This is a genomic window from Flavobacterium cryophilum (assembly GCF_048286555.1).
Classification (GTDB): Bacteria; Bacteroidota; Bacteroidia; order Flavobacteriales; family Flavobacteriaceae; genus Flavobacterium.
In genome coordinates this window covers 905,812-922,208 of sequence record NZ_JBLVPZ010000001.1, presented here as the reverse complement: position 1 = coordinate 922,208, position 16,397 = coordinate 905,812, and the positions used below count along the sequence as shown (strand labels likewise).

Annotated in this window: 18 protein-coding genes; 13 read left to right on the top strand and 5 right to left on the bottom strand. The window is 35.4% G+C overall.

What is annotated here, in order from left to right:
• The first annotated feature begins 215 nt into the window (after positions 1-215).
• The 3 genes from ACNQGJ_RS04135 to pruA all read left to right on the top strand — a co-directional run bounded on the left by ACNQGJ_RS04135 (position 216) and on the right by pruA (position 3,856).
• A complete protein-coding gene (locus ACNQGJ_RS04135) occupies positions 216-1,433 on the top strand; it encodes a type IX secretion system plug protein (RefSeq protein WP_470303334.1) in 1,218 nt (405 codons plus the stop codon).
• Positions 1,434-1,514: 81 nt separating this feature from the next.
• Positions 1,515-1,901, top strand: coding sequence for a Co2+/Mg2+ efflux protein ApaG (gene apaG / locus ACNQGJ_RS04130; protein WP_417969799.1), 387 nt, complete (start codon positions 1,515-1,517; stop codon positions 1,899-1,901).
• Between the two features lie 326 nt (positions 1,902-2,227).
• Positions 2,228-3,856: an L-glutamate gamma-semialdehyde dehydrogenase gene (gene pruA / locus ACNQGJ_RS04125; RefSeq protein ID WP_417969801.1), complete on the top strand. Its 1,629-nt coding sequence runs from the start codon at positions 2,228-2,230 to the stop codon at positions 3,854-3,856.
• 176 nt (positions 3,857-4,032) lie between these two features.
• On the opposite strand, the gene ACNQGJ_RS04120 is transcribed toward pruA, so the two are convergent.
• From ACNQGJ_RS04120 to rsmG, 3 genes are all read right to left on the bottom strand, one after another.
• Positions 4,033-4,323 (bottom strand): type II toxin-antitoxin system RelE/ParE family toxin, encoded by a 291-nt coding sequence (locus ACNQGJ_RS04120; protein WP_417969803.1) that lies wholly within the window; start codon positions 4,321-4,323, stop codon positions 4,033-4,035.
• A complete protein-coding gene (locus ACNQGJ_RS04115) occupies positions 4,313-4,546 on the bottom strand; it encodes a hypothetical protein (RefSeq protein ID WP_417969805.1) in 234 nt (77 codons plus the stop codon). Before ACNQGJ_RS04115 ends, ACNQGJ_RS04120 begins: the two co-directional genes overlap by 11 nt.
• Before the next feature lie 138 nt (positions 4,547-4,684).
• Entirely contained in the window at positions 4,685-5,314 is a 630-nt protein-coding gene (gene rsmG / locus ACNQGJ_RS04110; protein ID WP_417969807.1) for a 16S rRNA (guanine(527)-N(7))-methyltransferase RsmG, read from the bottom strand.
• Positions 5,315-5,422: 108 nt separating this feature from the next.
• On the opposite strand from rsmG, the gene ACNQGJ_RS04105 reads away from it, so the two are divergent.
• The 8 genes from ACNQGJ_RS04105 to ACNQGJ_RS04070 all read left to right on the top strand — a co-directional run bounded on the left by ACNQGJ_RS04105 (position 5,423) and on the right by ACNQGJ_RS04070 (position 12,231).
• Complete coding sequence (locus tag ACNQGJ_RS04105; RefSeq protein WP_417969809.1) at positions 5,423-6,517, top strand: fatty acid desaturase family protein; 1,095 nt, start codon at positions 5,423-5,425, stop codon at positions 6,515-6,517.
• An 81-nt stretch (positions 6,518-6,598) separates the two neighbouring features.
• The gene (locus ACNQGJ_RS04100) at positions 6,599-7,786 is read left to right on the top strand and encodes a pyridoxal phosphate-dependent aminotransferase (RefSeq protein WP_417969811.1); all 1,188 of its coding nucleotides are present in this window, start codon (positions 6,599-6,601) and stop codon (positions 7,784-7,786) included.
• Positions 7,787-8,226: 440 nt separating this feature from the next.
• Positions 8,227-8,910 carry a hypothetical protein gene (locus ACNQGJ_RS04095; RefSeq protein WP_417969813.1) on the top strand — a complete coding sequence of 228 codons (684 nt, stop codon included), beginning with the start codon at positions 8,227-8,229 and terminating at the stop codon, positions 8,908-8,910.
• Between the two features lie 49 nt (positions 8,911-8,959).
• Positions 8,960-9,121: a hypothetical protein gene (locus tag ACNQGJ_RS04090; protein WP_417969815.1), complete on the top strand. Its 162-nt coding sequence runs from the start codon at positions 8,960-8,962 to the stop codon at positions 9,119-9,121.
• Between the two features lie 2 nt (positions 9,122-9,123).
• On the top strand, positions 9,124-9,426 hold the full coding sequence (locus ACNQGJ_RS04085) for a hypothetical protein (protein WP_417969816.1): 303 nt from the start codon (positions 9,124-9,126) through the stop codon (positions 9,424-9,426).
• 220 nt (positions 9,427-9,646) lie between these two features.
• Positions 9,647-10,003 (top strand): bleomycin resistance protein, encoded by a 357-nt coding sequence (locus ACNQGJ_RS04080; protein ID WP_417969818.1) that lies wholly within the window; start codon positions 9,647-9,649, stop codon positions 10,001-10,003.
• A 424-nt stretch (positions 10,004-10,427) separates the two neighbouring features.
• Positions 10,428-11,588 carry a formate-dependent phosphoribosylglycinamide formyltransferase gene (gene purT, locus ACNQGJ_RS04075; protein WP_417969820.1) on the top strand — a complete coding sequence of 387 codons (1,161 nt, stop codon included), beginning with the start codon at positions 10,428-10,430 and terminating at the stop codon, positions 11,586-11,588.
• 325 nt (positions 11,589-11,913) lie between these two features.
• Positions 11,914-12,231, top strand: coding sequence for a DUF6370 family protein (locus ACNQGJ_RS04070; protein WP_091165475.1), 318 nt, complete (start codon positions 11,914-11,916; stop codon positions 12,229-12,231).
• Between the two features lie 38 nt (positions 12,232-12,269).
• On the opposite strand, the gene ACNQGJ_RS04065 is transcribed toward ACNQGJ_RS04070, so the two are convergent.
• The gene (locus ACNQGJ_RS04065) at positions 12,270-13,913 is read right to left on the bottom strand and encodes a hypothetical protein (RefSeq protein ID WP_417969822.1); all 1,644 of its coding nucleotides are present in this window, start codon (positions 13,911-13,913) and stop codon (positions 12,270-12,272) included.
• A 182-nt stretch (positions 13,914-14,095) separates the two neighbouring features.
• Here ACNQGJ_RS04065 and fabD point away from each other — a divergent pair, with 182 nt between their 5' ends.
• Both fabD and ACNQGJ_RS04055 read left to right on the top strand, forming a co-directional pair.
• Positions 14,096-14,971 carry an ACP S-malonyltransferase gene (gene fabD / locus ACNQGJ_RS04060; protein WP_417969824.1) on the top strand — a complete coding sequence of 292 codons (876 nt, stop codon included), beginning with the start codon at positions 14,096-14,098 and terminating at the stop codon, positions 14,969-14,971.
• Between the two features lie 114 nt (positions 14,972-15,085).
• Positions 15,086-15,337 (top strand): hypothetical protein, encoded by a 252-nt coding sequence (locus tag ACNQGJ_RS04055; RefSeq protein WP_417969826.1) that lies wholly within the window; start codon positions 15,086-15,088, stop codon positions 15,335-15,337.
• Positions 15,338-15,372: 35 nt separating this feature from the next.
• On the opposite strand, the gene galE is transcribed toward ACNQGJ_RS04055, so the two are convergent.
• Positions 15,373-16,386 (bottom strand): UDP-glucose 4-epimerase GalE, encoded by a 1,014-nt coding sequence (galE, locus tag ACNQGJ_RS04050; protein WP_417969828.1) that lies wholly within the window; start codon positions 16,384-16,386, stop codon positions 15,373-15,375.
• Positions 16,387-16,397: the final 11 nt, after the last annotated feature.

Below are 16,397 nucleotides of genomic sequence, written 5' to 3'. Positions count from 1 at the left end.
GGGTTAGATATATTTGAAGTAAAACTAATAAGATAACTCTTAATATTTTTGAATATTGTGTTTTAATTAACAGAAAATACACACAAAATATACTCAACCTTTAAATTACATTCCCATATAAAAATGGAGAGTATTCCTTATATTTACACTATCTTAATTGCTGCAAAATGATAAACTCTTTCTTTAAAATAGTACCCTATTTCCTTTTTGTATTCATGGCTATTTCTTCCTCTGCACAAGCAGAAAAAGAAATAGTTGCCCCCTACCACATCAAAACGATTTCTTTTTTACAAAGTGATCGTAATGTGGTTCCAATTTTTAAATTAGGAGAAGGATTTCAATTGCAGTTTGATGACCTTTTTGGTAATGAAGCTAATTATTATTACGAAATAATTCATTGCGATTACAACTGGGCTCCTACCGGAATTCCAAAAAATGAATATTTACAAGGTTTTGACAATCAGCGAATTCAAGATTACACTAATTCATTCAATACATTACAAATTTATTCGCACTACAAATTATCAATTCCCAATCAGTTTACCCAGCAATTGCGAATTAGCGGAAATTATATCATTAAAGTTTTAGACGAGAATAAAGAAGTGTTGTTTTCCAGAAAATTCATTTTGTATGAAGATCTAGTTACCGTTCCAATGCAAGTGAAACGAGCACGAACGGTAAGCAACGTAGAACTAAAACACAATTTAGAATTCACTGTAAAATCAAGCGTGATAACATTTCAAAATCCTTTGAAAAACGTTAGAGTCGTTCTGCTTCAAAACGGACAATTTAATACCGCCATAAAAAATGTGGTTCCACAATACACTATTGGAAATGACTTGATTTATAAATACGATACTGAAACACAATTTTGGGCAGGAAATGAATTTTTGTTTTTTGAAAACAAAGACATAAGATCCGCAGGTAATAACATTTCTCGTGTAGATTCGAATACTGCTATATACGGTTCTAATTTGTATGCTAACGAGGCACGAACCAATTTCCCTTACTCGTTTACCCAAGATGTGAATGGTGATTTTGTAGTTAATAATATAAATGCCACTACTCCCGAAATTGAAGCGGATTATGCTTGGGTTTATTTCACTCTAACTGCCCCTACTTTCAGACTAAAAAAGAATATTTATGTTGGCGGAATGTTCAATAATTACAACCTGACTCCTGAATACAAAATGGATTATAATTCTCAAAAGGGAGTTTACGAGAAAGCGATTTTAGTTAAGCAGGGATTTACAAACTACCAATACATTGTTGCTGACGAAAAAGGAATTATTGACTACGAAAATGCCGTTGACGGTAATTTTTATCAAACTGAAAATGATTACACTGCACTCGTATATTATCGAGAGAATACGGATCGATACGATAGAGTTGTTGGGAAAGGAATTGCGAATTCGTTAAACATCATTAACTAAAAAAACATATCAGAATTTGCCAAAACAAGTTCAATTTTTTGTAAATTTGTCAATATTAAACCCCTATTCATCCCTTAAATCATGGTTTCTCAAATAACAAGAGGCATAAAAATTTCAGTTTTGACTAGTTTTGAAGGCACTTACTTCAAAAACTATAAGATTCATTTTGCCTTTAGTTATGTAATTACAATTGAAAATCACAGCAAAGATTCCGTTCAGTTGATTTCTCGTCATTGGGAAATTTTTGACTCATTAAATGCGATAGAAATAGTTGACGGAGAGGGTGTAATTGGAAAAAAACCAGTCTTAAAACCTGGTGAATTGCATACGTACAGTTCTGGCTGTTTACTTTCTTCACCGTATGGCGCAATGAAAGGATATTTCAACATGATTAACTTCACCTCTACTAAAAACTTTAAAGTTATTGTCCCTACTTTTAGGTTATGTGCCCCCTTTGCTTTGAATTAAAATTCACATCATTTTTTTTAGTAGCTCATCCAGCACTCGAGCCTGAAAGTGTAAATAGGCGAAGCAATTCATTTCAAGTTTTCGTCATCCCATTATTTTTTTCTAAGTAAAGTAAGGAGCCTCTAAAGTCGCCCTATTTTCACTAGTAGAAATACAGAAAAGACCACAAAAAGCTTCCCATTTCTACCTGGGCTAAAACACAATATTCGAAACTCATTACTTTTAGTTTATAGCAAAAAAGGTCTTTTTTCAAACAATCCTTCGTACTTTTGTGCCGTATTTAAAAAACACATTACAAGGATTTCTAATTTTATAATTTTACAAATATGTTAAAAGGATTTTTTCATGTACCAAAAGCTGTAAACGAACCTGTAAAAGGTTATGCACCAAATTCACCAGAAAAAGCAGCTGTACAAGCAGCTTACACAAAAATGTGGAATTCTAAAATCGATGTGCCATTATATATCGGAAGCGAAGAAATTAGAACTGGCAACACAAAAAATATGACCGCTCCTCACGATCATAAACATATCGTAGGAACTTATCATCTTGCTGAAAAATCTCATGTTGAAAAAGCAATTGCAAATGCATTAGAAGCTAAAACAGCATGGGCCAATATGGCTTGGGAACAAAGAGCCGCTATTTTTCTAAAAGCAGCTGAATTGATTGCAGGTCCGTACAGAGCAAGAATAAATGCCGCAACAATGATTGCGCAGTCAAAAAACGTACATCAAGCCGAAATTGATGCTTCATGTGAATTTATCGATTTTTTACGTTTCAATGTAGAGTTTATGACCCAAATTTACGGTGATCAGCCTAACTCAAATTCGGATATGTGGAACCGCTTAGAATACAGACCTCTTGAAGGTTTTGTTTACGCGATTACACCATTTAACTTTACAGCTATTGCCGGAAATCTTCCTGCAAGTGCTGCAATGATGGGAAATGTTGTGATCTGGAAACCAAGCGATAGCCAAATTTTCTCTGCACAAATCATTATTGAAGTATTTAAAGAAGCAGGTGTTCCTGATGGCGTTATCAACGTTGTTTTTGGCGATGCTTTAATGATTACTGACACTGTTTTGGCCAGCCGTGATTTCGCAGGAATTCACTTTACTGGTTCTACTCAAGTATTTAAAGGTATCTGGGCAAAAATTGGAACAAACATCCACCATTATAAAACGTACCCAAGAATTGTAGGTGAAACTGGAGGAAAAGATTTTATCATCGCGCACCCAAGTGCAAATCCGAAGCAAGTTGCAACTGGAATTGTACGTGGCGCTTTTGAATTTCAAGGTCAAAAATGTTCAGCCGCTTCACGTTCTTATGTACCTAGAAGTTTGTGGCCAGCAATTAAAGAACAACTAATCACGGATACCAAATCTATGAAAATGGGTTCTCCGGAAGATTTTGGTAACTTTATTACTGCGGTGATACACGAAGGTTCATTCGACAAATTGGCCAATTTTATTGACCAAGCCAAAAAAGATGCTGATGCCGAAATTATCGTTGGAGGAAATTACGACAAATCAGTTGGTTATTTTATTGAACCAACAATTATCGTTACGACAAACCCACATTACACGACTATGGAAACGGAGTTATTCGGACCGGTAATGACGATTTTCGTTTACGAAGACAACAAATGGGAAGAAACTTTGGAACTAGTTGACACGACTTCAGAATATGCGTTAACAGGTGCGGTTTTCAGTCAACATCGTTATGCTATCGAGCAGGCTACTACCAAATTGCAAAATGCTGCCGGTAACTTCTATATCAATGACAAACCAACCGGAGCAGTTGTAGGAATGCAACCTTTTGGTGGTGCCAGAGCTTCAGGAACTAACGACAAAGCGGGTTCAGCATTGAACTTATTGCGTTGGGCTTCGCCAAGAACCATCAAAGAAACGTTTATTACTCCAGAAGATTATAGATACGCATTTTTAGGAGAATAGTTTTAAAAGATTGAGGATTTTCGAATAAAAATTCTTGATTTTAGATTTAAAAACCCCACAAGAATTCAAATGATTTTGAATTCTTGTGGGGTTTGCTTTAAATCCTAATTCGTAAACTTCAACGGCAAATGCACCACCTTCTTAGTCTCAAAAAAGCAGCTTAAATCACATCAACACTACGGTCTTTTTTTAGGATTTATTTTGTTATGAAAACAGGAGAGAACACGAATGCACCCTTGTTTTTCGTCAATTGCATAATAAAGGGAATACGGGGATTTTTTTAGTTTTAATGCTCTTACACCTTTATAGTAGATTTTAAAAAAAGGACTTATCGCTAAAATTTTATAGCCTTTTTGCAGTTGTAATATAAAATTATTTGGAGCATAAACACTATGTAAACTATAGAAATCTATTGCCTTGATAATTTCATTTTGAGCACGAGGCGAAACGATAATTTTATAAATCATATTTCGACTTTAGCTGACAAATAGATTCTTCGGCGGAAAGATAATCGCTTCCATCTTCCATTAGTCTATCCTCTAAAATCGCTTTCATCTCTTCGGTAAGCTCAAAATCTTCTTCTTCCTCAATTGTGATTATGATAGGTCTTGATTTAAAAGCAATTTTAATTGCCTCTAAAATATCGGTATTAATATCTTGTGCGGATGCTAAATGATACGTTGTATACATATTGTTCTATTTTTAAAAATTAACCCAAAAGACTGCTTTTACACTGTATATGTCGCTATTACTAAAGCTTAACAAATTTACTAAAAAACACCAAAATAGTTTTCAAAAGTGAAGACTTTAACAATTCAGTAATTGCTTTTAAACCGAAAACTTCAACGGCACATGCACCACTTTTTTAGTTTCAAAGAATTCATCTTTGAAAAAATCGGATAAATTATATTCTGTTGATTTTGGAAAGTCCTTTAATTCTTCGGTTAGATCGCCACCTTTTAAATACAAAATTCCATTTTTTAATTCATGTTTATTGTTCTTCTTGATTTTAGTTTTCACCCAAGAAACAAAATCCGGCATATTCGTCACGGCGCGGCTCACGATAAAATCGAAATCTCCTTTTACATTTTCGGCGCGCAATTGCTCCGCTTTTACATTTTTCAATCCCAATCCTTCGGCAACAGCCTGAACCACTTTGATTTTTTTGGCAATAATGTCAATCAAATAAAAACGTGTTTCTGGAAAAAGAATTGCTAATGGAATTCCCGGAAATCCACCGCCAGTTCCCACATCAAGAACATAAGTTCCCGGTTCAAATTTTATTATTTTGGCTATTCCCAACGAGTGCAAAATATGTTTGGTATATAAAGCATCGATATCTTTTCTCGAAATAATATTGATTTTTTCATTCCAATCGTGGTATAAAAAATCGAGCTTTTCGAACTGCTCTTTTTGAATATCAGTTAAATCAGGAAAATACTTAAGAATCTCGTCCATCTATTAATTTTTTTTTAACAAAAGTAATACTTTAGAGTTAAAATATTTATCTCAATTTTGTATATCCAAAAATTTATAATAATTACCTTTGAACTTTATTAAAAATATATGACTAATAGTGCACCAACATTTGCTAAGCAAGATAGCCTAAAGTTTTTTAGAACACTTAACTCACGGGTTAACAACTACTTTAAAGAAAACAACATACAAAAAACAGGGAACTGGAAACTATATGTAAAAACCATGATTCTCTTTTCGGTTTTCCTGGCGCCTTATTTTTTAATTCTGACATTAGGTATGCCTTTTTGGGCACATCTTCTATTAACAATTGTTATGGGAATTGGAATGGCTGGAGTGGGAATGAATGTCATGCATGATGGAAATCATGGCTCCTATTCTAATAAAACTTGGGTTAACAAATTCATGGGTGGAACTATTTATGTTCTGGCAGGAAATGTCTACAACTGGCAAGTTCAACACAATGTTTTGCACCATACGTACACAAACATTCCAGGTCATGATGAGGATTTAGATGCCGGACGTGTGATTCGTTTTACAAAAGAAGCAACATGGTACAATTTTCATCGTTTTCAGCAATATTATTCGGTGTTTTTATATGGATTATTAACGTTCAACTGGGCCATCACAACTGACTTCAAACAGATGAGAAGCTACTTGAAAAGAAAATTATCGTATGGTGAAGCAAAAAGCCCAAAAACACTTTGGACGACGTTAATCATCACTAAAATAATTTACGTTTCTATTTGGATCGTGTTACCAATTGTTATTGGAATCACGTGGTGGAAAGTTTTTATAGGATTTTTTATCATGCATTATACTGCCGGTTTAATTTTAAGTGTTGTGTTCCAATTGGCACACGTTGTTGAGGAAACAACTAATCCATCTCCAAATGAATTAGGCGAAATGGACAATACTTGGGCTATCCACCAATTGTTTACCACAACTAATTTTGCTCCAAAAAACAAAATTGTAAACTGGTATACTGGCGGACTGAATCACCAAATTGAGCACCATATTTTTCCAAATATCAGCCACGTACATTATGGCAAAATTGCAAAAATCGTAAAAGAAACTGCAGAAGAATGCAACTTGCCCTACTATGAATACAAAACAATGCGAAGTGCTGTTATTGCCCATTTCAAACATTTAAAAGAGTTGGGAATGAAACCTGAGCTTACCTAAAAGTGTCTTTGGTAGAGATGATGTGTTGCACATCGACCTATCGAATAAATTAAATAAAAAACTAACTACAACCTATTACGAATGAATCCATTATCCGATAGAATAAACAATTTATCTACTTCTCAAACATTAGCAATGGCTGCTTTGGCCAGAGAATTAAAATTACAAGGAAAAGACATTATCAGTTTAAGCTTAGGTGAACCTGATTTTAATACGCCTGACTTCATCAAAGAAGCGGCAAAAAAAGCGATTGACGAAAACTACAGCACCTATTCTCCAGTAGAAGGATATCTAGAATTAAAAGAAGCAATCTGTAGAAAATTTAAAAGAGACAATGATTTAGAGTACAAACCCTCTCAAATTGTAGTATCAACAGGAGCAAAACAATCGTTATACAACATCGCACAAGTAATGCTAAACGATGGTGACGAAGTAATTTTACCGGCTCCTTACTGGGTTTCGTATTTCGAAATTGTAAAATTATCAGGCGGAGTTCCTGTAGAAGTTCCGACTTCTGTAGATACCGATTTCAAAATCACACCAGAACAATTAGAGGCAGCTATCACACCAAAAACAAAAATGATGTGGTTCAGTTCTCCTTGTAACCCAAGCGGATCGGTATACAACAGAGAAGAATTAACGGCTCTTGCCAAAGTGTTGGAAAAACACCCTCACGTATATGTTGTTGCTGACGAAATCTACGAGCACATTAATTTCTCCGGAACTTTTTGCAGCATCGCATCCATCCCGGGAATGTTAGAAAGAACAATCACCGTGAATGGAGTAGCAAAAGCTTTCGCCATGACAGGATGGAGAATTGGATATATTGGAGCTCCTGAATTCATCGCTAAAGCGTGTACAAAAATTCAAGGTCAAGTAACAAGCGGTGCCAATAGTATTGCTCAACGCGCTACCATTACTGCTGTTGATGCTGATCCAAGTGTTCTAAAACACATGGTGGACGCTTTCCATAGCCGTAGAGATTTAGTCGTTGGATTATTAAAAGACATTCCAGGAGTAAAAATCAACGTTCCCGAAGGTGCTTTTTATGTATTCCCAGACGTTTCTTCTTTCTTCGGAAAAACACTAAGAGGAACGTTTATCAAGGATGCCAATGATTTTTCTATGTATCTTTTGGGCGAAGCTAATGTAGCAACTGTAACCGGTGACGCATTTGGAAATCCAAGCTGTATCCGTTTTTCTTACGCAACCAGCGAAGAATTGCTAATTGAAGCCTTACGCCGAATTAAAGAAGCGGTGGCTCTATAGTCAAAAGTCATAAAGTTGAAAGTTGGAAAGTCAAAAATCCAACTTCCAGTATACAAACAAAGCCTCAAGATTTTCTTGGGGCTTTTTACTATTTGGGCGTGACCACAAGGGTCGGGCTTTTCGCTACAATCTTTATATTTTTAAAGAAAAAATATAAAGGATTTCCGCTGCACTCCCTCACGCACACCTTGCTAAAATCTATTTATCCTAATCTAGTACGGAATGTTCGTGTGCTGCGCCTATGATTATCAACACAAACAGAAAAACAATGAAATTTCTGATGATTTATGTTTTAAATTTTATATTTTTAAGAAAATAAATTAAACTCTTTTTTGTTGCACAAACCCACCCTACTTTAGGTGGACTGGAGCAAGTTTATGGCCTGTATAAACGAGTTGGCTGTTATTTTAGCGCAGAACAGGAGATAAAACATTAGAAATATGGGATTTTTTTCATTTTTATTTGGAACAACGAAAAGTTCAGAAAAATTACCTTTTGAAGGTAATGTTAGATTTAATAGAATTAAAAGTGAATACCAAATCGAAATTGGACAAGAGCTAAATATTTGGAATAAACCTAATTCACAAATCATAAATTTATATGCAAAAGGTTCTGTTGGCGGAAGTGGAATAATCGGTTCAACAAATAATAAGTTTATAAATACTCATCTTGAAAACACAGATTATTTATTCGTTGAGAATGAGGTAATTGAAATTGACAGTAATTACATTACATTAAAAATAAAAATGTACGTGGATAAAGGAGCAATTCTTGATAGCCAAAAAGAATACGAAGATGAATGGTTGAAAAAAATATTGTCAAAATACAGTCCAAAAACAAATTGGTATTTACGTTACTATTCTGAAAACAAGTTGGATAAGTCAAAATTAAAGATAAAAGTCGTAGAAAAAGAAAACGTAAGTAACTATTATAACAAAACAAGTGATTTAATTTGGCTTGAAAATCTTGATGGAGAAAAATTGGAAATTGAAAATTCTTCATATACAGCAGACATAATCAAAACATTAAGAGCAGTTTATTCAGAACACGAAATTGAAATTAAACTAATATCAAAAGACAGAAACTATTATACTTTAGAAATCGGAAAGAAAAACATCACATAAATCAAGGAATATGATACTTGGAAATACTTGTTTAAATTTTTGTAAGAAAATGAAAATTGGAGAATGGACTTGGTGCGAAAAAGATTTTAAGGATTATTTCGAATTAACTTTAGAAGAATTAGACAAATTAATAGCTCAAAAAATAGTAGCAAATGGTACCCAAGGAGGTTTAATAATTGGAAATCTTCATTTGGAAGGTGGAATTATTTAATTATGCCAATATCTGACGAGCGATTAAGATATATTGGAGAAATGGAAGGATGGGAATATTTAACTTCAAGTATAAAATCAAAAGAACTTACCAATGAATTTATAAAAATAAATGAAGAAACTAAAAATCAAGATGGACATATCAAAACTGAATTTGAAATCCCTAACAATTGTAAAGTAGTTGATGTTACAGGAATCGAAGTTCCATTTATAATTGTATTTGAGTCACACATTATAATTAATCGATTTGCAACAAAAAAGAAAATACAAGAGTTAATAGAATTAGAGAAAAAAAACAACAGCTAACACTGAATGATGATTTTGCATCAGCAGAAAATTGTTATATTCCGAAGCATTAGGCTTCCTTACTCCCAGCCTGCTTGTAGCGCGAGAACGTTTAAATGTCACTTGAAATATTTATAAAAAAAAATCAGAAAAAATAAATGTTTAATACTAAGAGAAACCTAGTAAACTCAAGCACTCTATTTTAAAAAACAATTCCTTATTCACATTAAACCCAAAAATCATGCTAACCGCCATAAACCCAAAGTTACCCATGCGCAACAAAGCAATTACACGGGATTTTTACGTGAACCAATTGGGTTTTCAGGAATTGGGTAGTGCAAACTTTGACGGGTATTTAATGGTGCAAAAAGACACCATTGAAATTCATTTTTTTGAATTTGCTACCATTAATCCTGCTGAGAATTATGGTCAAGTTTACATTCGGGTGCAGGTTATTGAAACCGTTTATAAAAACTTCTTGAACAACGGCGTTACCATTCATCCCAATGGTCCTTTGGAAATCAAACCTTGGGGACAAAAAGAATTTTCGATATTGGATCCAGATCATAATCTTCTTACTTTCGGGCAAAGTTTGTAGAGAATCTGCATCAAAACAGTAAAAATGAGCCACAGTTAATAAACTCTTGAAAATTTGATTTTTAATGAAATTTAAGTCCTGCAAGATCTTTTTTGACCTTGTAGGTATGTAAATCTAAAAAAATAACACCTACAAGGTTTTGGGAACCTTGCAGGATTACGAACAACAATAAAATCAATAGTTCAATAATCGAACTCAGATTATAAAAAAAGAGATCCTCAACTACATTCTTCCTTTCTAAATCATCCGTTTTATTTGGATAGTTTTATTTCAAAAAACTCCTTTCTGAATTAGAAATCTCAAATAATTTATAAGAACTTTACAATCATTTAATTTCACCGTTATCACTCCGGGAATAATAGAATTTTAACTGCATTACTCAAACAGTACGGACAGCTCGAAATCTGTCCCTAACAAGATAAATATGAAAATACTACTTCTCGGCTCAGGCGAATTAGGTAAAGAATTTACAATCGCTGCACAACGCATCGGGCAAATCGTAATTGCAGTTGACAGTTACGAAAATGCTCCGGCTATGCAAGTTGCCCATGATTTTGAAGTCATCAATATGCTCGACGGAGAAGCCTTAGACCGAATCGTCGCCAAACATAAACCTGATTTTATTGTTCCAGAAATAGAAGCCATCAGAACCGAGCGTTTTTATGACTATGAAAAGCAAGGAATTACCGTAGTTCCTTCTGCGAAAGCGGCAAACTTCACGATGAACAGAAAAGCAATCCGTGATTTAGCTTCTAAAGAATTAGGATTAAAAACCGCAAACTACCGCTACGCCACTACTGCCGAGGAATTACAAAAAGGCGTTGAAGCCGTTGGAATGCCCTGCGTGGTAAAACCCTTAATGTCTTCGTCCGGAAAAGGACAATCCACCATAAAAACCGAAGCCGATGTCGAAAAAGCATGGAAGTACGCTGTGGAAGGTTCCCGTGGAGATGTCGTAGAAGTGATTGTAGAAGCGTTTGTCAAATTCAATTCGGAGATTACTTTATTAACCGTTGTTCAAAACAATAATCCGACACTTTTTTGTGCACCAATTGGTCATCGCCAAGAGCGTGGCGATTATCAGGAAAGCTGGCAACCCGCGAGGATTTCCGACAAGGATTTATACGAAGCGCAAGACATGGCCGAAAAAGTAACAGAAGCTTTGGGTGGCGCAGGACTTTTTGGAGTCGAATTTTTCTTGACTGATGATGGTGTTTATTTCTCAGAATTATCGCCTCGTCCGCATGATACCGGAATGGTAACATTAGCCGGAACACAAAACTTCAATGAATTTGAACTGCATTTACGCGCTATTTTAAGTTTGCCTATTTTCGAAATCACATTAGAAAAAGCGGGAGCCAGTGCAGTCATTTTAGCTTCGGAAAACTCCACAAATCCTACCTTTTCTGGGATTGAAAAAATTGCGGCTTTACCCAAAACTGATTTCAGGATTTTTGGCAAACCAACGTCAAGACCGTACCGTAGAATGGCAGTGGCTTTAGTGAGTGATACCGTAGAAACTCCAATTGAAGAAGTGGTAGAAAAAGCAAAAAATGCAGCCAGGTTGATTACCGTGCATTCGTAATTACAGTTAATAAAGTTCCAATATTACAACGAAAACAAGATGAAGAAAAATCCACTAAATCAGTGTCATCAGCGTTCCCTTTTATCATCTTGTGAGTTATCGTCTAACCATTCGAAAGTTTTTCCTGAACCTTTAAATTTGATTGTAACCCCCAGAATTGCCACCTATGTTCTTGCCCAATTCTTTTTAACCGAAGCTTTTAATTAAGAATTATTTCAATTATGACTGTTGTGATTATTGCAATGGCTTCTATCAATATTTGTCTTTCCAGATTATTGTGAAGTAAAAAACCAGTATCTTAGCTAAAGTAAAAATTTAATCATTTATGAAAAAGATACTATACTTAGCTATTTTATTCTCCGCAACACTTGCAAGTGCCCAAGATAAAAAAGAAGAACCAAAACCTCAAATTGTCGAAGCTTCCTGCGGACAATGCCAATTTGGAATGGAAGGGCACGGTTGTGAATTAGCCGTTCGCATCGACGGAAAATCCTATTTTGTTGACGGAAGTTCCATCGACTCCCATGGTGATGCGCATGCCAGTGACGGCTTTTGTGCTGCTATAAGAAAAGCGGAAGTCGTTGGTAAAGTGGTGGACAATAAATTCAAAGTCACCTCATTTAAATTACTACCCAAAAAATAAAAAAAGGGCTTAAAGAAAATTCTTTGAGCCCTTTTGAATTACTTCGGTATCATACTCACTTTCAGATTGATATTTTCAAAACTCGAAACATCAATCACTTCTTCCATGTCTACATCAAAAGAAATTTTTACACTGTCACCCACCATTGTCACCGGCAATTGATTGGATATTTGTGACGAACCCACAAAAATATTAGGATAATCTTTCACCTTAAAATAATAAAAGCTATTCCCGTTTTTCACATCATTCTGAATTCGGGTTACAACTGATTTTAATAATTTCTTGTTAGAAACACTATTTGGGTTTATTTTATTATCCGCCATATTATAGACGTTTTTAAACGAAGTCAAGGTTTCTCGCATCGTATTGCCCACGCCCACAATAGTATAATCTGAAATGGCCACCATCGCAAACATTTTAACTAATCCGCCGTCATCTTTAAGCGTCATTACATACGTGGGAATGTTATTGATATTATACGGAATAGGCAACGACGCTTTATATCCTTTTTCCTGTACTTTTCCTTGTGCAGAGCTTTGAGCAGCAAACTCCGTAGCGCCACCTTGTTTATAAAAGGTTGTTTCTTTGGTTCTGGTGTCCACCAATACAAAACCCACAGCAGATTCCTCTTTCCCGACCGAAGTCAATCCGGTATACCAATAGGATTTATTGTCTTTTCCGTAAACCAATGTCAATCCTTCGGTAATTTTAAGTTTATCTGCATTGGAAAAATTCCAATATCCATGAACATATTCACCCCAATTATTCAATTGATCTTCTACGAAATCCAAAGGCTGAATTCGATCCACCCATTTTGGAGTTTTAGCTATTATATATTCCGTTGTAGCTCCAGATTGCGCATCAACCACGATTACACCTACAGCGTCTTTTCCTGAGAAACCAATTTTTTTTACATATTTTGTAACAATCCAAAACGGATTTCCAGCATCATCAATCTCAAAACTAAAATCAGCCAAACCAACAGTAGCATTTCCATTAAAGTAAACATGTCTGTGAATGTCACTTTGGAAGTACGCTCCTGGTTGATACTTTATCTTAATCTCCTTTCTTCCTAAACTCTGAACTAGTTTTACATCGCGTTCATTTGTTGCAGAAACCATAACATATCCCGCGGTTCCTTCTTGGTTGTTAAACCATTTTAAAAAACCCGAATGCAGTAATGGCGCAACCCAGTACAAGTTGTTATTTACTTTTTGGATGAAAAATTCCCCTAATTCTACTTGACTTCCCAAAGCGGGTTGAGAACCTAAAATTTTCTCTCCCAAAAGATGCGCTAATTCCTCATCGACCACACGGATTTTATCAATAGAAATGGGAGCAATATGGTTGGTTATTTTTTGGCCATTTTTAACCTCGCCTATTAATTTTTGATACGAGTTGCTTCTAAACATTTTTAGGCTGGTCGCAAAAGGAAGTGCGATACAATACACTAAAAGCACTCCTGCCAAAACATACAAAATTTTATGAGGCCGGGACACAATTTTGACTTGTTTCGTTTGTTGCGAAACGGTTAGTCCAAGGGAAAACAAGATCCCGAGAATAACTAATAATAACAAGATTATCGCAAAACCCGTAAATCCATAATTAATTACTGGCAGGTTGATGTAAAAAAGCAAAAACCCAAAAAGGAGTAAGAATACAATGGTGAAGATCTTTTTCATAATATTTTAGTCTTTATATATGAAACATTAGTCTTTAATGCTTATAAATGTTACACTAATGAAAGTGTCAATTTTAAAGAAAACAGGAACCTTATTTACAGTACCGCAAAAAACAGTATTTTTGCAGCCCAAGTAAAATTAATTTTTCAATCTTTAAATTTTTCAATCTTTAAATTAGACACATGAGAGCATATGTATTTCCAGGTCAAGGCGCACAATTCACAGGAATGGGTAAAGACTTATATGAAACTTCTGCGCTTGCAAAAGAATTATTCGAGAAAGCCAATGCAATTTTAGGTTTCCGCATTACAGACATCATGTTTGAAGGAACAGCCGAAGAATTGAAAGAAACCAAAGTGACACAACCGGCCGTTTTCTTGCATTCGGTGATTTTAGCAAAAACGTTAGGTGAGGATTTCAAACCAGAAATGGTAGCAGGACATTCATTAGGTGAATTCTCAGCTTTAGTAGCAAATGGTGCTTTATCTTTTGAAGACGGATTAAAACTGGTTTCACAACGCGCTTTGGCAATGCAAAAAGCCTGCGAAATAAAACCCTCAACAATGGCCGCCGTTTTAGGATTGGCCGACAATATTGTAGAAGAAGTTTGTGCTTCGATTGACGGAATTGTAGTAGCTGCAAATTACAACTGCCCGGGACAATTAGTAATTTCAGGAGAAACATCAGCAGTAGAAAAAGCCTGTGAAGCCATGAAAGTTGCTGGTGCAAAACGCGCATTATTGTTACCGGTGGGTGGTGCTTTTCATTCTCCAATGATGGAACCCGCTCGGGAAGAACTGGCTGCAGCTATTGAAAAAACGACGTTCTCTACTCCTATTTGTCCGGTGTACCAAAACGTAACGGCTGCCGCAGTTTCTGATCCAGCCGAAATTAAAAAAAACCTAATCATCCAATTAACTGCTCCGGTAAAATGGACGCAGTCTGTACAACAAATGATAAAAGACGGAGCAACTTTATTTACGGAAGTAGGTCCTGGAAAAGTATTAGCTGGATTAATCGGGAAAATTGACAGAGAAGCGGTTACTGCTAATGTATAAAATAGCAGTCATTTGTTGCCAATAAGCGAAATTTTCTAAACGTATGTTTGTGGAGATTTTGTTTACCTTTATACAATGAATTCACTCAACTATCAATTTTTTAAAATGAAAATAATGAAAAAAGCACTTTTAGGATTAGCATTTGTTGCCACTTTAATGACTTCTTGCAAAGAAGAAACAAAAGAGGAAGTAAAAGAAGCTAGAGAAGCCGTTGGTAATGAAATGGAAGACGCTATCGATACTGCGGCAGTAAAAGTTGATGCTGCCGCTGATTCTACCAGGATAAAAGCAGGAGAAGTTCTTAAAAAAGGAGCTGACAAAATGAATCAGGCCGCTGAAAAATTAAAAGAAGCAGCAAAAAAATAATTCCATAAAAGGAGGCCTGTACATAGCCTCCTTTTTTACTTCCTTAATTTCTGTTCCCATTTCCAAGCACTGGCCATCGCTTCTTCAAGCGTGGATTGTGCTTTCCATCCCAGAACCGTATTGGCTTTATCTGTATTGGCGTAAGCCGAGGTAATATCGCCTTCTCTACGTGCTACTATTTTGTACGGCAGTTTTTTACCGCTTACTTTTTCGAAAGTATGTATCACCTCTAAAACGGAGCTTCCTGTTCCAGTTCCCAAATTAAAAGTTTCTACTTTATCGGTATTTTTTTTATTCAATAATCGTTGCAACGCAATCACGTGGGCTTTCGCCAAATCTACTACGTGAATATAATCCCGCACTGCTGTACCGTCAGGAGTAGGGTAATCATTTCCATAAACTGCTAATTCTTTGCGTAAGCCAAAACCAGTTTGCGTAATAAAAGGCACTAAATTCTGAGGAACTCCAATAGGCAGTTCTCCGATTTCAGTAGATGGATGTGCGCCAATTGGATTAAAATAACGCAATAAAATGGCATTGACATTCGTTACTTTGGCGGTATCGGTAATGATTTCTTCTCCTATTTGTTTTGTGTTTCCGTAGGGAGACATGGCCGTTTGAATCGAAGCATTTTCTGTAATAGGCATTGTTTCAGCTTGACCATAAACCGTACAAGAGGAACTAAAAATAAAATTCGCCTCTGGTTTTTGCTGTAATTCCTGTAAAATATAAACTAAAGTATGGATGTTGTTTTCATAATACAACAATGGATTCGCCACGCTTTCACCCACCGCCTTTGAAGCTGCAAAATGTATGACGCCTGAAATATCGTCATGCCTTTTAAAAAAGTCCTGAACTTTATCCTTGTCGCGTAAATCTAATTTTTCGAATGCCGGAACTTTTCCGGTAATATTTTGAATTCCATCTAAGACATCCAATGAAGTGTTTGATAAATTATCTATAACTACTACTTCAAAACCTTCATTTTGCAATTCTACAACAGTGTGTGAACCAATAAATCCTAAACCTCCTGTAACTAGTATTTTCATAGTTCCTTTTT

Excerpts from the sequence above, each read along its gene's own strand:
- pruA (WP_417969801.1), top strand. The coding sequence starts at position 2,228 with ATGTTAAAAGGATTTTTTCATGTACCAAAAGCTGTAAACGAACCTGTA.
- ACNQGJ_RS04135 (WP_470303334.1), top strand. The coding sequence starts at position 216 with ATGGCTATTTCTTCCTCTGCACAAGCAGAAAAAGAAATAGTTGCCCCC.
- ACNQGJ_RS04070 (WP_091165475.1), top strand. The coding sequence starts at position 11,914 with ATGAAAAAGATACTATACTTAGCTATTTTATTCTCCGCAACACTTGCA.
- apaG (WP_417969799.1), top strand. The coding sequence starts at position 1,515 with ATGGTTTCTCAAATAACAAGAGGCATAAAAATTTCAGTTTTGACTAGT.
- ACNQGJ_RS04105 (WP_417969809.1), top strand. The coding sequence starts at position 5,423 with ATGACTAATAGTGCACCAACATTTGCTAAGCAAGATAGCCTAAAGTTT.
- ACNQGJ_RS04085 (WP_417969816.1), top strand. The coding sequence starts at position 9,124 with ATGCCAATATCTGACGAGCGATTAAGATATATTGGAGAAATGGAAGGA.
- ACNQGJ_RS04100 (WP_417969811.1), top strand. The coding sequence starts at position 6,599 with ATGAATCCATTATCCGATAGAATAAACAATTTATCTACTTCTCAAACA.
- galE (WP_417969828.1), bottom strand. The coding sequence starts at position 16,386 with ATGAAAATACTAGTTACAGGAGGTTTAGGATTTATTGGTTCACACACT.
- ACNQGJ_RS04065 (WP_417969822.1), bottom strand. The coding sequence starts at position 13,913 with ATGAAAAAGATCTTCACCATTGTATTCTTACTCCTTTTTGGGTTTTTG.
- rsmG (WP_417969807.1), bottom strand. The coding sequence starts at position 5,314 with ATGGACGAGATTCTTAAGTATTTTCCTGATTTAACTGATATTCAAAAA.
- fabD (WP_417969824.1), top strand. The coding sequence starts at position 14,096 with ATGAGAGCATATGTATTTCCAGGTCAAGGCGCACAATTCACAGGAATG.
- ACNQGJ_RS04090 (WP_417969815.1), top strand. The coding sequence starts at position 8,960 with ATGAAAATTGGAGAATGGACTTGGTGCGAAAAAGATTTTAAGGATTAT.
- ACNQGJ_RS04120 (WP_417969803.1), bottom strand. The coding sequence starts at position 4,323 with ATGATTTATAAAATTATCGTTTCGCCTCGTGCTCAAAATGAAATTATC.
- ACNQGJ_RS04095 (WP_417969813.1), top strand. The coding sequence starts at position 8,227 with ATGGGATTTTTTTCATTTTTATTTGGAACAACGAAAAGTTCAGAAAAA.
- ACNQGJ_RS04055 (WP_417969826.1), top strand. The coding sequence starts at position 15,086 with ATGAAAAAAGCACTTTTAGGATTAGCATTTGTTGCCACTTTAATGACT.
- purT (WP_417969820.1), top strand. The coding sequence starts at position 10,428 with ATGAAAATACTACTTCTCGGCTCAGGCGAATTAGGTAAAGAATTTACA.
- ACNQGJ_RS04080 (WP_417969818.1), top strand. The coding sequence starts at position 9,647 with ATGCTAACCGCCATAAACCCAAAGTTACCCATGCGCAACAAAGCAATT.
- ACNQGJ_RS04115 (WP_417969805.1), bottom strand. The coding sequence starts at position 4,546 with ATGTATACAACGTATCATTTAGCATCCGCACAAGATATTAATACCGAT.